General features: G+C 47.0%; 14 protein-coding genes. 2 read left to right on the forward strand and 12 right to left on the reverse strand.

All coding sequences use genetic code 11. The annotated features are described in order from the left end of the window. Positions 1 to 8 precede the first annotated feature (8 nt). Positions 9 to 1,292 carry an SLC13 family permease gene (locus PMI05_RS16825; RefSeq protein ID WP_007724015.1) on the forward strand — a complete coding sequence of 428 codons (1,284 nt, stop codon included), beginning with the start codon at positions 9 to 11 and terminating at the stop codon, positions 1,290 to 1,292. 13 nt (positions 1,293 to 1,305) lie between these two features. After that, on the forward strand, positions 1,306 to 1,581 hold the full coding sequence (locus PMI05_RS16830; RefSeq protein ID WP_007724017.1) for a hypothetical protein: 276 nt from the start codon (positions 1,306 to 1,308) through the stop codon (positions 1,579 to 1,581). A 64-nt stretch (positions 1,582 to 1,645) separates the two neighbouring features. Here PMI05_RS16830 and PMI05_RS16835 read toward each other — a convergent pair whose 3' ends face one another. From PMI05_RS16835 to PMI05_RS16890, 12 genes are all read right to left on the reverse strand, one after another. Beyond that, complete coding sequence (locus PMI05_RS16835) at positions 1,646 to 2,482, reverse strand: IS3 family transposase (protein ID WP_238543315.1); 837 nt, start codon at positions 2,480 to 2,482, stop codon at positions 1,646 to 1,648. Then, complete coding sequence (locus PMI05_RS31395) at positions 2,398 to 2,796, reverse strand: helix-turn-helix domain-containing protein (protein ID WP_007724027.1); 399 nt, start codon at positions 2,794 to 2,796, stop codon at positions 2,398 to 2,400. Before PMI05_RS31395 ends, PMI05_RS16835 begins: the two co-directional genes overlap by 85 nt. Before the next feature lie 99 nt (positions 2,797 to 2,895). Beyond that, complete coding sequence (locus PMI05_RS16845; RefSeq protein ID WP_007724032.1) at positions 2,896 to 4,026, reverse strand: HAD family hydrolase; 1,131 nt, start codon at positions 4,024 to 4,026, stop codon at positions 2,896 to 2,898. 14 nt (positions 4,027 to 4,040) lie between these two features. Next, a complete protein-coding gene (locus PMI05_RS16850) occupies positions 4,041 to 5,825 on the reverse strand; it encodes an ATP-binding protein (protein WP_007724033.1) in 1,785 nt (594 codons plus the stop codon). 1 nt (position 5,826) lies between these two features. Continuing rightward, positions 5,827 to 6,543 (reverse strand): response regulator transcription factor, encoded by a 717-nt coding sequence (locus tag PMI05_RS16855; protein WP_007724035.1) that lies wholly within the window; start codon positions 6,541 to 6,543, stop codon positions 5,827 to 5,829. 88 nt (positions 6,544 to 6,631) lie between these two features. Then, positions 6,632 to 7,861, reverse strand: coding sequence for a c-type cytochrome biogenesis protein CcsB (ccsB, locus tag PMI05_RS16860; RefSeq protein WP_007724037.1), 1,230 nt, complete (start codon positions 7,859 to 7,861; stop codon positions 6,632 to 6,634). Positions 7,862 to 7,885: 24 nt separating this feature from the next. Continuing rightward, the gene (locus PMI05_RS16865; RefSeq protein ID WP_007724039.1) at positions 7,886 to 9,520 is read right to left on the reverse strand and encodes a cytochrome c biogenesis protein ResB; all 1,635 of its coding nucleotides are present in this window, start codon (positions 9,518 to 9,520) and stop codon (positions 7,886 to 7,888) included. A 13-nt stretch (positions 9,521 to 9,533) separates the two neighbouring features. Beyond that, the gene (gene resA, locus PMI05_RS16870) at positions 9,534 to 10,058 is read right to left on the reverse strand and encodes a thiol-disulfide oxidoreductase ResA (RefSeq protein WP_007724043.1); all 525 of its coding nucleotides are present in this window, start codon (positions 10,056 to 10,058) and stop codon (positions 9,534 to 9,536) included. Positions 10,059 to 10,175: 117 nt separating this feature from the next. Continuing rightward, the gene (locus PMI05_RS16875; protein ID WP_007724046.1) at positions 10,176 to 10,916 is read right to left on the reverse strand and encodes a pseudouridine synthase; all 741 of its coding nucleotides are present in this window, start codon (positions 10,914 to 10,916) and stop codon (positions 10,176 to 10,178) included. Positions 10,917 to 11,030: 114 nt separating this feature from the next. Then, positions 11,031 to 11,564, reverse strand: coding sequence for a spore maturation protein (locus tag PMI05_RS16880; protein ID WP_007724050.1), 534 nt, complete (start codon positions 11,562 to 11,564; stop codon positions 11,031 to 11,033). Positions 11,565 to 11,575: 11 nt separating this feature from the next. Continuing rightward, positions 11,576 to 12,166 (reverse strand): nucleoside recognition domain-containing protein, encoded by a 591-nt coding sequence (locus tag PMI05_RS16885; RefSeq protein WP_007724061.1) that lies wholly within the window; start codon positions 12,164 to 12,166, stop codon positions 11,576 to 11,578. Further along, positions 12,159 to 13,328: a D-alanyl-D-alanine carboxypeptidase family protein gene (locus tag PMI05_RS16890; RefSeq protein WP_007724065.1), complete on the reverse strand. Its 1,170-nt coding sequence runs from the start codon at positions 13,326 to 13,328 to the stop codon at positions 12,159 to 12,161. The genes PMI05_RS16885 and PMI05_RS16890 overlap by 8 nt, the downstream gene beginning before the upstream one ends. Positions 13,329 to 13,468: the final 140 nt, after the last annotated feature.

The raw sequence follows: 13,468 nt of genomic DNA on the forward strand, positions 1-13,468 counted from the left end.
AGCTTCTTATGACGAACCAGGCATTATTCGCTATTGCTATCTTTTTAGTTACCTATGCATTTATTATTAGCGAAAAGTTACATCGAACCATCGTCGCCATGTCCGGCGGAATTCTCATGGTCTTGTTCGGGATTGTTACACAGGAACAAGCAATTCACCATATCGACTTTAACACGCTCGGCCTACTTATTGGGATGATGATTTTGGTTGCCATTACGGCACAGACCGGCGTATTCAAGTATGTGGCCATCCGTGCGGCAAAGGTCGCAGAGGGCAAACCGATTCGCATCCTTGTTTACCTGAGTTTGATTACGGCCATTGCCTCCGCCTTTTTGGACAACGTTACCACCGTACTGCTTATCGTACCTGTGACTTTTAGCATCGCCCGCCAGCTCGAGCTGAATCCGATTCCTTTTTTAATCAGTGAAATTATCGCTTCTAATGCCGGAGGAACTGCTACGTTGATCGGTGACCCACCGAATATCATGATTGGCAGTTCTGTACCGGAGCTTGATTTTATGAAGTTTCTCGTGAATTTGAGCCCAATTATTATCGTGATTATGGCTGTAACCGTTGTTTGCTTGGTCTTGATTTACCGCAAACAGCTAGTAACCTCACCTGAGTTAAGTGCAAAAATCATGCAGTTAAATGAGCGCGATGAAATTACCGACAGCCGTTTATTGAAAAAGTCTTTGACGGTGATGGGGTTGACCATCATTGGTTTCATGCTTCATGGAGCCCTACATTTGGAATCCGCAACCATTGCTTTAACTGGAGCTTTTCTTTTGCTTCTCCTTACTGGAGAGCATTATTTAGAAGACGCGATCAGTAAAGTCGAGTGGAATACGATTTTCTTCTTCATCGGCCTGTTTGTTCTCGTCTCTGGTTTAGTGGAAACGGGCGTGATCAAAAAGCTCGCAACTGAAGCGATGAATCTGACGGGTGGAGATTCAATGAAGACCTCCCTGTTGATCCTCTGGTTGAGCGCAATCGCCTCTGCCTTTGTAGACAACATCCCGTTCGTTGCCACAATGATTCCGATGATCAAGGAAATGGGATCCCTCGGAATCACCAACCTGGAGCCTCTTTGGTGGAGCCTTGCACTTGGAGCGTGTTTAGGAGGTAACGGTACTTTGATTGGGGCTAGTGCCAACGTGATTGTTGCTGGCTTGGCTGCAAAGGAAGGACATCATATCGGCTTTTTCAGTTTTATGAAGGTCGCCTTCCCGTTGATGATCCTGTCTATCATGATTGCTCATGTCTACGTTTACCTGCGCTATTTTATTTGGTGAGGAGGAATCCCTATTGTTCCATTACACCTTTAATGAAGAAGAAATTGAGATCAAGGAACAAATTTCACAGCAAGATGCTACCTACCACATTGTCGTTAAATCCGAGTCCATGCGAGCACGTGTCAAAGAGGTACGTCGTTATTTTGAGGGGAACAAAGACTACACGGATGTCCTATTTTTTTCACGAGAGGATGGTTCTTTCGAAGTAATCGTTCGTCTCAACATGATAGAATCCTTTTTGATCCACGCCTTTCGCTTCAAATGCTTGCAATCGATTTGTTGGGAATAAAAAAACTCCGCCGTTTCTACTGGTCAAGGCCCCGTTTAGTGGACAGTAAGAAAAACCCGGGCCGTTAGGCCACTAGCTGGCGTCTGAATTCAACAGGCGTCAGCTTTTTTAATTTTCTCTGCGGGCGATTTTCGTTGTAGAAGTCAATGTACTTCTCGATTCTCCTTTGTGCCTCATCGATACTTCGGATATCATAAGGATAGAGCCCTTCCGTTTTAAGATGCGAGAAGAAGCTCTCCATCGAGGCATTGTCATAACAGTTGCCTCTTCTAGACATGCTGATTTGGGCGCCAACCTTTGGCAGCATGTCGTGGTAAGCGTAGGACGTGTATTGGAATCCTTGATCGCTGTGAACGATCAGTCCAGTCACGTCTTTCGTCTTTTCAAAAGCTTTCTCAAAGGTCCGTAGGACCAATTGATTGTCGTTGCGAACATCCATGTGATAGGCCACGATTTCGTTATTAAACAAATCTTTAATAGCAGACAGGTAGAGCCAAGTATCCGCAACACGATACTGTGTGACATCCGTTACCCACTTTTGATTGGGCACATCTGCTTTGAAATTACGCTGTAGAATATTTTGGGCAACTCGCCCCCCAACCGATGAAGCAAGGTGATAACGATACTTGCGACGTATTCGAGAACGGAGCCCCATTTCTTGCATGAGACGTAGTACCTTCTTATGATTGACCCACACCCCATGATCTTGCAGGAGAAATAGTTGGATTTGTCTATACCCATATTTACCGTGGTACTTCTTATACACAGCCTGGACTAAATCTTTCATAGACTTGTCCCGATCTATTCCTTGGCGTTTTAAGTATGCGTAGTATCCACTTCTTGAGACGCCAAACAGCTTACAGAGCTCACTGATGGTGTATTCTCCTGCTGCTTTCTTGATTGCGGCATACTTATGGACTGCACCTCCCGCATCCAGATTTCCAAGCACTTTTTTAGCATCTTATTCTCCCGCTTTAACTTTTCGATATATCTGTTTGCATCTATGTATTCTTCGCGACGGCCACGTTGATCTAGAAGACCAAACTCTCCGAGTTTCCTATACTTCCGCATCCAGACCTTTAGTCGGTCCTCATCATGAATTTTCAATTTTTCCATGATCACCCGTTTGGAAACACCCTTTAATCTCATCTGAATTGCTTGCAACTTAAGTTCTTCACTATAATGCTTAAACTTCTGCCCTTTCTTTGCTGGCATAAAAATACACCCCCTAAAGTTTTCATCGGTAAACCGTAGGGGTTTTTCCAATGTCTACTTTAAGGGGTGCACTTCACTACATACGGCGGAGTTTTTTAACTACAGAATGGAAAGGATATCGCGAACGTCATCGAGAATAAAATCTGCTTTTTCCTCTTCAAACTTGCTGCGCGCGTCTTGACCAGACAGCCCAGTCAATGTCGCTGCAAACTTGCAACCGATTGAGCGAGCCGCTAGAAAATCTGCGAGTGAATCGCCGACGATCAGCACCTCTTCTCCATTTTCGATTGGCAAAGAAAAATGGACAGCATCGCTAATCGGTGAATCGAGTCCGAGTAACCCTTTTACATAAGAATAAGGGTGTGGCTTGGACATCGGCGCAAAGCTAGGAAACGCTTCTTCCGCGTCGAGTACGTGAGAGGCAGTTACGACACGGTTCGGGTCGAACCATTCCAGTATATTCATCTCACTGAGGGGAACATGCGTCTCGATGGTAGGGCGGCCTGTTCCAATCCCCAGTGTATATCCTTTTTCTTTTAACGTGCGGAACAACTCGACCATTTCTGCAGGTGGTACAATCGGAATCTCGTCCGACAAGAAGCCCTTCTTGCCTGGCTGCATGGTTTCACGGCCAATCGATGCCGCCACGCGCTCATCACCGAGATACCATTCTTGAAACGTCTTTTGAATCAACTGCCATAGATCACTATTGCGAGAGAACATTTCTGTTGAAATACCGCAACGCTCTTTTGCAATTTGATTCAAGTAGAGTAGCATTTCTGCTTTTTGTGCAGAACCTTTGGCAAAATCAGTGGTGAACGCTGCATAGTCTACTTGGAAATCAGGAGCATAAGTAGCTGCCCACTCTTTCACTTTTGCCAGTTGCGGTCGATCAATTTGTTCGACAAGAAGGCTCATTGCTTCTGGAACTTGCGTTTTAACCGCTTCAATCAAACGAATCAACTGATAGGAAAACGCGAGGAAAACCATGTCCCAGTTGGAGTTGATTCCACGTGACTTGATGAAATTCAGCACTTCATCATGAGCGAAAACTTGCTCGCGCACTCGTCTGATTTGCGCTTCTTCTGGAGCAGGTGTGAATTCCTCGCCTGCAAGCCCCACATACTGCGGGCTGTACAAAAATTCCCACACTGTCAATGCAGAAGCATCAAAGTAACGCTCTTCACTCAACATAACCCCGTCAACATCAAATAAGATCGTTTTGATCATTTCTCTCTACACTCCTATTTGTTTTTATGCAGCATCAAGGCGATTGTAAAAGTCGTTCCCTCACCCAGTTTACTTTGCACACTGATGGTGCCCCCGTGTGCCTCAACAAGGTTTTTCGCGATGGCTAGTCCAAGACCAGTTCCACCTAGTCGTCCACGTGTGCGAGCCTTGTCTGCTTTATAGAATCGCTCAAAAACAAACGGCAAATCTTCTTGCGGAATGCCACTGCCTGTATCGCTTATCTCAACCAGCAACGTTTTATCCCCGCGAGCCCGAATGGTGACGCTTCCCCCACTTGGCGTATGCCGCAGCGCATTATCGATCAAGTTCGTTAGCACTTGCTCCATGCGATCAGGATCCATGAGCACATGCGTGTGTGTCGTCGATATTTCGAGGAAGAGATGGATTTCTCGTTCTCTCGCCAAATTGGTGAATTTACGTTGAATGCGCTCCAAATACGGACGCAGTTCCATCGTCTCCTGGAACAATTCAACATGCCCCGCTTCCATCCGTGCCAAGCTGAGCAATTCATTCACCAGCTTGGTCATACGCGCTGACTCGTCATAGATGATCTGCGCCAATTCTTTATGCTCTTCCGGTGTAGCCACGATATCATCCACAATCGCTTCACTGTACCCTTGCAACATGGATAGAGGTGTTCGCAGCTCATGGGATACGTTAGCTACAAAATCATTACGCATTTTATCTAGCTTACGTTCCTGCGTGATGTCCCGAAGAACTGCGACAGCTCCACGAATTTGATCCCGATCATTCAAGGGTACCATGACAACGGACCATATCCGCCCTTGAACAGGGATATCCTCTGTCACTTCCTGTCCCGTTTGCAAAACCTGCTGATAGAACGAAAACAGCGGCACCGGCTCATCCAAATGTTCGAAATCCCAATCTCGCAAAAATCGTTCTGCTGGCGGATTCGTTACGGCCAGTTTGCCGTTCGCATCTATCATCACAACACCATCTACCATGCTTCTGAGGACACTCGCTAGCTGCTCCTTCTCTTTGGACAGTGCATCGACTAACTGATTGAGCTTGCTTGCCATCGTGTTAAACGAAGCTGCCAGTTCACCTGTCTCGTCTTGGGTCCTGATCGGGATTTCAGCATGAAAGTCCCCTTCCGCAATGCGATGCGCCGTTTCTTTCATCTGACGTAAGGGAATTGTAAGACGCGATGAGAGGAAAAAGGCGAATACTGTGGTAGAGACAAATCCGATGACACCAACCACAAAGATTAAAAATCTGACTTCACTAACCGTATCATCAAAATCTTCAATCGCCTGATACATGACCACTGCGCCCGTTTTCCCTGCTGCAATTTCTAAAGGCACAGCGACCGCAAGCAGTTCATGTTTGTTGTTCGTGTGATCAGCAGAATTCTTCACATCAATATAAATCGTTTTGGGAGAAGGATGCTTACCTGCTAGCGCATCAGGCAAACGCAATGCAGGATTTTGGAGCAATTGTTCTACTGGAATATGAGGGAGTCCCGCCCCCTCGCTCATACCAACTTGCTTGCCTTTTTCATCTAGAATGACCATGCCCGTATGATGGACCAAGCCAAATCTGGAAGCCATCTCCATAGCTGCTGTCATATCCGGACTCTGCGCCAAACCGATTGCGATGCCATCTGCCAGATCGTGCAAATTTTTGGACTGCCGATTGCTATAAAAGCTGTCAAAGGATTGAACGAGCAACAAACTAAAGATGGTCAAGACGAGAGCAAATAAGGCAATAATGGTCATCCATAGCTTTCCGACTACACTGCGAAAAATAACGTCCACTTTACTTAGGCACCTCTAGCTTGTATCCGACGCCCCAAACCGTGGCGATCATATTGGCAGCTTGTGGAGAAACACGATTCAATTTTTCGCGGAGACGCTTGATATGCGTGTCCACCGTGCGCAAATCGCCAAAGAACTCGTAGTGCCACACATCTTTTAACAATTCTTCACGCGTAAACACTTTATCCGGCGACAATGCCAGGTAGTGCAACAACTCATACTCTTTTGGAGTCAGGCTCACCTCTTGGCCACTTGCGATGACTTTGTGTGCATCGTGGTCAATGGTCAATTCCGGGAAAACAAGAACAGAATGACTATTGAACGTCTCTGTCTTCAAATAAGCTGTCGCGGAAGAACGACGCAGAATCGCTTTTACCCGGTACATGACCTCACGCGGGCTGAACGGCTTCACGACATAATCGTCTACCCCTGCCTCGAACCCGTGAACGCGGTTCGTTTCTTCCCCTTTTGCTGTCAGCATAATAATTGGGGTTGCCTTGAATTCACGAACACGCTGGCATACCTCGATCCCGTCCATTCCTGGCAGCATCAGGTCGAGCAAAATGATATCATAGTCACTTCCCACAGCCATTTCGACGGCTTGCTCTCCATTATCTGCTTCATCAATCAGAAAGTTTTCTCTTTCCAAGTACATTTTCAGAAGTCTGCGAATGCGCTCTTCATCATCCACTACGAGAATACGTGCTATTTTTTCCATCTGGAACACCTCTTGCTCTCATAATATCGTAAAACCGTTTGAAGATAGTCCAAAAAGCTGGTGGTAAAACCAGCTTTTCGAGGATATTCTACACCCCAGCGTAGGAATGCAAACCAGCAATGACCAAGTTGACCACGACCAGTGTAATCAAAATAATGACGAACCCGATGACGGACATCCATGCTGATTTTGCACCGATCCATCCTCTGGATAGACGCAAGTGCAAGTAGGCACTGTAGAAGAGCCAGACAACTAATGCCCATACTTCCTTCGGGTCCCAGCCCCAGAATCGTCCCCATGCCTCTTCTGCCCAAATCATCGCAAAGATAAGGGCCCCGAGGGTAAACACCGGATATCCGATGCTGATTGCTCGATAACTGATCTCGTCCAGAAGCTCAGGATCGACACTCTCAACGGAAGGCTTGATTGCAGCCCCTAATCGTTTTCGGAAAATCAAACGCATTCCGCCATACAGAATTATCCCTGTAAGCACTGACCACAGCATCGTGTTCAATTTGCGTGCTGCGTCTTTTCCTTCCATCCAGGTAGGTGCCTCAAAGAGTGGAGACATTGGACCTTCCTTGATGATGGTTGAATCAGCAGGTGCAACAATTGCAGGCAGGATGTACTCCACTTTCGGTTTTACCATCTGTCCTGCTGCATTCATTTCTTCCTTCTTCATCTCAAATACCGTCTTTTGATCCATACGAGCAAACGTAGAATCCATCAAGATGAATCCAACGAGCATCAGGACCACAGCCAGCACGATCTCCAACCATTTCGTACTTTTCGTGGAAATATGCTGCGGTACGGTACGGATCAAATACATCAGACCCGCTGCAAATCCAACCGCCAAAATCCCTTCACCCAGTGCAGCAGTAGTCACGTGAATATGCAGCCAGTAGCTCTGCAAAGACGGAATCAATGGGGTGATTTCCTTTGGAAACACGTACGAATACGCGAGCATGATAACCCCAAGCGGAAGAACAAACGCCCCAATCGAGGTCAACTTGTAGATCCGGTAAATAATTAAATAGGCCAGGATAATACAGTAATCCAAGAATGCCATGAACTCAAACATGTTGCTCGTCGGGCTATGTCCGCCTGCAATCCAGCGAGCAATCACATACCCTGTTTGCGCCACAAAACCGATAACGGCTAACCAATACGCAATCCGTCCATAGCGCTCTTCATGTTGTTTGGGATCACGCCCTGCCCAGTTTTTACCCGTCACGGCTACAGCGAAGACAATAGACGAGATAACGTAGAGCAGGAACGCGATATCCAGTAACCAGTCACTCAGTTGGATGAGCTGCACGTTGTAAGTACCCCCTTTGAAGCTTTAGGCCTTAGCCTTCGTTTTATCTTCTATCGTGACAGGGAGCTCCGCTTGTTTAACCAGCCCATCTACTTCTCTACGAAGACCGAACCAGTTTTTATTCGTGTGAGCTGCTACCAAGATACTTCCCTCTTGCGTCTGTACCCAAACCCGACGATGTTGCCAGAACATACCGATCACAACGCCCGCAAGGAAAATGAATGAACCTAAATAAATCAGTGGCAATGCTTTGTCCACCCGTACATTCAGCCCTGCAATATCGATTAAATCAGGCATTTTGATGTCGAGTCCGTAACGCGTATCATTTTTCTGTGTAAGAATGGTTCCTTCTAGATAAACCAGTTTTTCGTTATAATTACCATTCTCTCCAATGAGTTCCAATGCCACCATCGGATTTTTAGGCAAATTGGTTTTCGTCGCCGGCTTCCCGTCTTTTCCCATTATAAAATCGGGGAAGTAATCCAAAATCCGTACCGTAAACCCATCCGCAATGGTTTGCTCTGGCTGTGGATTGTACAGATCAATTTTGATAAGACCGATCTCTTTTTTATTGTTTTTCAAATCGACTACTGTAAAATTAAGCGCTCCAAGCTGCATCTCTTGCACGCCACTCTGATAAATGTAGAGGCTGTCCTGCTGCATCGGATGATTCACGACGATCGGACCCTTCTGTACTTCTACCAAATCCGGCTTTTTCCCTGGAACGTCAGCGCTTTTATTTTCATACAAAATGGCCTCTGTCTGGTAGCTCTTCACAATGGCTCCGCCCTTAAGCTCCAGTTGCTCCGGCATTTCTTCTTCCGACCAATACTCTGTCGTGTAGTTCTCGTTTTTTATGTAGTAAGGGGTATTCGGAATCGCCATTGTTTGTCCCTCACGCACCCAGACGTACTCGTCCAAGAAAAAGCCAGGCAGGCTTCGCATCAGGGTACCGACCAAAAACAAGATCAGTCCAATGTGATTAATGTAAGGACCCCAACGGCTAAAACGGCCTTTTTCAGCCATAATCGCCCGTTCCGTGCGGAAAATGCGGTATCCTTTTTCTTTCAATGCCAGAGCAGAGGCGTCCAGTATCGCTTCCTGATTGGCTTCTGGAGCAAGCTCACCCTCTGCAAAAAGCTTTTGCCCTTTCAAAAAGGACTTGTGCTGGTTCAATCGTGGCTTCTTTAGCGCTTTATACAGCGGTACTACGCGGTCCAGACTACAGATAACCAAAGACGTACCGAGCATAACCAGAAGCGTCACAAACCACCAGGACGAGTACATATTGTGAAATCCAAGTCCGTAGAAAATCGTTCCCAGCGTTCCATATGATTCCGTATAAAAACGGGCAACATCTGCTTCAGTCGGTACGGGAACTGGTATGTACATTTGTTGTGGAAAGATGGTTCCAACTGCGGACGCCACCAAAATGACAATAATGATACCGATTGCAATTTTGACCGAAGAAAAAAAGTTCCAGACTCGATCGATTACCTTCGTCTTATTCGTTTGAGAACGTCTTGCCATTCCTTCATAACGCATGTCAGGAAACGATGTCTGCTCGTGGACTTCCACATTCAAAGGCTTCCCGCAAGACTCACAGAGCAGCGTCCCAACCGGGTTGGTATGACCGCATTCGCATTTTCTCTGATCCATCATTGCTCCTCACTTACGGCAAGATTTTTGTTATTTTCGACTCAATCATCGCTTCATCTAACTGCCCGATAAAAATGTCCTGTACTTCTCCATCAGGGTCGATGAAAAAAGTCGTCGGAATCGGACCGATTCGATACAGCTTTGTAATTTGCGATTGGCGATCGAGCAAAATAGGGAAGTCAATCCCGAACTGCTTTACGAATGGTTCTACGGCAACCGGCGATTCTCCGATATTGACGCCGACTACAACCAATCCCTTGTCTTTAAACTTCGTGTATTGCTCTTGCAATGCCGGCATTTCTTCCTTACAGGGTTCACACCACGTGCCCCAGAAATTAAGGATAACGCCCTTTCCTTTCAAACTTTCCAGAGTCAGCTCTGGTCCATTCAGTTGCTCCAAACTAAAATTCGGAGCATCGCTTCCTACTTTCACAGCACCGGGGTCCTTCACAAAGCTGGAATAGAGTGCAAAGACCAGCGCTACAAGCAAAACACCCAATACCGCGATCCTGACATATGTACGATTGCTTTTGTTCATGAGGCCATACTCCCATCTACTGCTAATAAATTGCATCCTTTTCCCATTCTATTATAGCGTTCCTAGTTTTTCCGACAGCGCACAACTTATGAACAGATTTTGAACGAATCAATGTTTCTACCGAGGGCTGCGTGTCTTTTGAACCAATCCCCGTTTCAAGCTCTCCACTTCCTCATGAGTAAGCTTGCGAAATTCGCCCGGCTTTAGTCCATCTAATGTGAGAAATCCTAAACGGATTCGCTCCAATGTCAACACCGGATGACCGATCGCTTCACACATTCTGCGCACTTGGCGGTTTCGTCCTTCATGTATAATCAGTTCTACCAATGCCTTTTGGCTGTTAGACTCTGTCTTCAACAATTTTGACTGACCGGGAGAAGTCATGCCGTCTTCCAAACGAATGCCGGTTGCTAGCTTGCGCACTTTTTCCTGACTAGGGATTCCCTTTACCCATGCCCGATACACTTTATCGATTTCATAACTTGGATGTGCCAGCCTGTTGGCGAGCTCCCCGTCGTTCGTCAAGAGCAGCAAGCCGGAAGTATCGTAATCCAAGCGACCTACTGGATATACCCGTTCTTCAATTCCCTTCAACAGATCGATCACTACCCGTCTGCCGCGCGGGTCTGTGACGCTCGTAATGACACCAGTAGGCTTGTACAGCAAGAGATAGACATGTTGCTCCAGCTTAACCTGCTGTCCATTCACCACAATTTTGTCCTTGAGCGGATCGACTTTTATTCCCTGCTCTCGTACGACTTGGCCATTTACCTGCACCTTGCCTTGCGCAATCAATTCTTCACAATGGCGACGAGAGGCGACTCCAGCATGCGCCAATACTTTCTGTAAACGTTCCATCGTTGGTTCACCTCTACAACATCATACCCATTCTTACTAGTGTGGACAAGAAAAAGGGAAAAACTTCCCCATATCCATGAGGAAGTTTTCACTATCTACACTTTTTGAACTCTATTAAGCGAAAATGTAGGAGACGATGAGCAGCGAGAATATGACACCAGCTAGGTCTGACCACAAGCCTACCTTTAGCGCATAAGCAGAATTGCGAATGCCAACTGCGCCAAAATAAACGGTTAGGACATACAGCGTCGTATCTGTGCTCCCTTGCATGGTAGCTGCCAGTCTGCCCAAAAAAGAATCGGGACCGTACTGTGCGATCAGATCTGTTGCAATCGCAAGTGAGCCTGTTCCCGTCAATGGACGAAGCAACGCCAACGGGACCAGTTCTTCCGGAAAATGCAGCAGGTCAAGAAGCGGTTTGAGCGCGCGAAGCAATAGATCCAATGCTCCTGACTCCCGAAACATACTCACCGCGACCATCATGGCAATCAGATGTGGGAGTATGCGAATCGTAGTGGTTAAGCCGCCTTTTGCTCCATCTACAAACGTCTCGTAGACGGGGACTTGTTTCCGCCACCCATACAACAAGACAAAGGCAATCGTAACGGGAATGGCCCAAAGAGAGAGCAGGGATACCCATTGGTACATAAGGACTCCCCCTATCTGTGTCTTCGTATATGCCGATAACGATACATGCGATCAATCAACAGGGCGACAATGGTGGCAGCAAAGGAAGATAACAGCGTAGTGCCTACGATTTCTACGGGATTCACGGAGCCATACTGCATGCGGATCGCGATCATCGTCGTAGGAATAATCGTAATACTCGCCGTATTGATCGCCAGCAGCGTACACATGGCAGCCGAAGCGTTTTGCTTGTCTGGATTTAGCTTTTGGAGCTCTTCCATGGCTTTCAACCCCATTGGAGTTGCTGCATTTCCCAGCCCGAGCAGGTTTGCGCTCATATTTGAGAGGATATATCCCATAGCAGGATGCCCTTTTGGTACATCAGGAAAAAGGATTTGAATGATCGGTGACAATACCCGCGCCAATAGCTCAAGGAGTCCTGACTTTTCTGCAATCCGCATCATTCCCATCCAAAAAGCGAGAACACTAAGAAGACCGAGACAAACGGTTACTCCCGTCTTAGCTCCCTCAAACGCTGCTGCGTTAATCGCTTCCATCCGCCCCGTCATGGCCGCAACGACAATGCTAATGACAATGAGACCGAGCCAGATGACATTAAGCACTCCACAGCCCCCCTGACACTATGTCCCAAAATGGCTGCCACATGGAGCGTGAAGCCTGCGGAGCTGCTAAAGTCGGCACATCCACACTAACTAGCAATGGAACCTGACCAATCATCTTCTCCTTTAAATAGAGTTGAAGAAACCCTGCCAGTTGACCATTCATCTTCGCTGTAACTGTTGATTCTCCCATAACGACGCGCTTGTGAATCTCCTCTGCCTCTGCCGTTTGCAACGGATATTGAAAAGCGTTTGTTGCGACAAGATGAATTCCTGGTTCGAGTGTGACTGGCGTGTCAGGCTTTACCTCCTGCCCTTTCTTGACTAGCTCTTGTAGCGGATAATTCGCAAAGCCCCAGTCCATCAGCTTGGCGGAGTCGTTCCAGTCATCAGAAGCATTCAGGGTAATCGTGGCCAGCTGCCTTCCATCCCGCGTGGCAGAAGATGCTAGGCAGCGCTTCGCGATTTTGGTGTATCCCGTTTTCACACCGTCAGCACCGTTGTATAAGTGAAGCATCTTGTTTTTGTTGAGTAGACGCCGATCCCACTGCTCGCCTTCCCATGAAATATCCTTGACTTTCGTTGAAACGATTTGACGAAATACCGGATTATGTAAGGCGTAGGCGGACAGCTTTGCCATATCTTCTGCGGTGGAGTAATGCTGGTTACTGTCATCTAAACCATGCGGATTGGTGAAATTCGTATGCTCCATTCCAATCATCGCAGCCTTTTCATTCATCAAGTAAGTGAATCCAGGCACTGACCCTCCGATGTGCGTTGCGATGGTGACGGCTGCGTCATTGCCAGATCGCAGCATCAAACCGTACAGCAGTTCCTCAAGCGTGAGCTTCTCCCCATTTTTCAAGTAGATCGATGAGCCTTCTACACCAACTGCTTGTGGTGGAACCGTTACCTGTGCATCCAATTTGCCCATCTCGATCGCTACGATTGCTGTCATCGTTTTGGTCAGACTCGCGATCCTCATTTTTTTCGTACCGTTTTTGGAATAAAGAATCCGCCCACTCTCTACATCGATTAGCGCTGCACCTTCAGCTGACAAGCTGGGTGGAGCTGCAGCAGCTTTTACCATCGCTGCCGGCGTAAGAGCCATCTGTATAAAAAGAAAAACGACGAGTACGCCGGACAGATATTTTCGTATGCTCATAAACGTCCTCCCCATTTGAAAACTTGGGCTCATCCTTGCCTATTAGGCAAGAGAAAAGCCGTCGTTATACCACGATACACAGGTTTGTACCATAGTATATGGGGACGAGTCGTATGATAGTACGAAAAACTGTCCGGACT

Source organism: Brevibacillus sp. BC25, assembly GCF_000282075.1.
In the GTDB taxonomy this organism is placed as follows: Bacteria; Bacillota; Bacilli; order Brevibacillales; family Brevibacillaceae; genus Brevibacillus.

Excerpts from the sequence above, each read along its gene's own strand:
- PMI05_RS16845 (WP_007724032.1), bottom strand. The coding sequence starts at position 4,026 with ATGATCAAAACGATCTTATTTGATGTTGACGGGGTTATGTTGAGTGAA.
- PMI05_RS31395 (WP_007724027.1), bottom strand. The coding sequence starts at position 2,796 with ATGCCAGCAAAGAAAGGGCAGAAGTTTAAGCATTATAGTGAAGAACTT.
- PMI05_RS16865 (WP_007724039.1), bottom strand. The coding sequence starts at position 9,520 with ATGGATCAGAGAAAATGCGAATGCGGTCATACCAACCCGGTTGGGACG.
- PMI05_RS16875 (WP_007724046.1), bottom strand. The coding sequence starts at position 10,916 with ATGGAACGTTTACAGAAAGTATTGGCGCATGCTGGAGTCGCCTCTCGT.
- PMI05_RS16825 (WP_007724015.1), top strand. The coding sequence starts at position 9 with ATGACGAACCAGGCATTATTCGCTATTGCTATCTTTTTAGTTACCTAT.
- resA (WP_007724043.1), bottom strand. The coding sequence starts at position 10,058 with ATGAACAAAAGCAATCGTACATATGTCAGGATCGCGGTATTGGGTGTT.
- PMI05_RS16880 (WP_007724050.1), bottom strand. The coding sequence starts at position 11,564 with ATGTACCAATGGGTATCCCTGCTCTCTCTTTGGGCCATTCCCGTTACG.
- PMI05_RS16890 (WP_007724065.1), bottom strand. The coding sequence starts at position 13,328 with ATGAGCATACGAAAATATCTGTCCGGCGTACTCGTCGTTTTTCTTTTT.
- PMI05_RS16855 (WP_007724035.1), bottom strand. The coding sequence starts at position 6,543 with ATGGAAAAAATAGCACGTATTCTCGTAGTGGATGATGAAGAGCGCATT.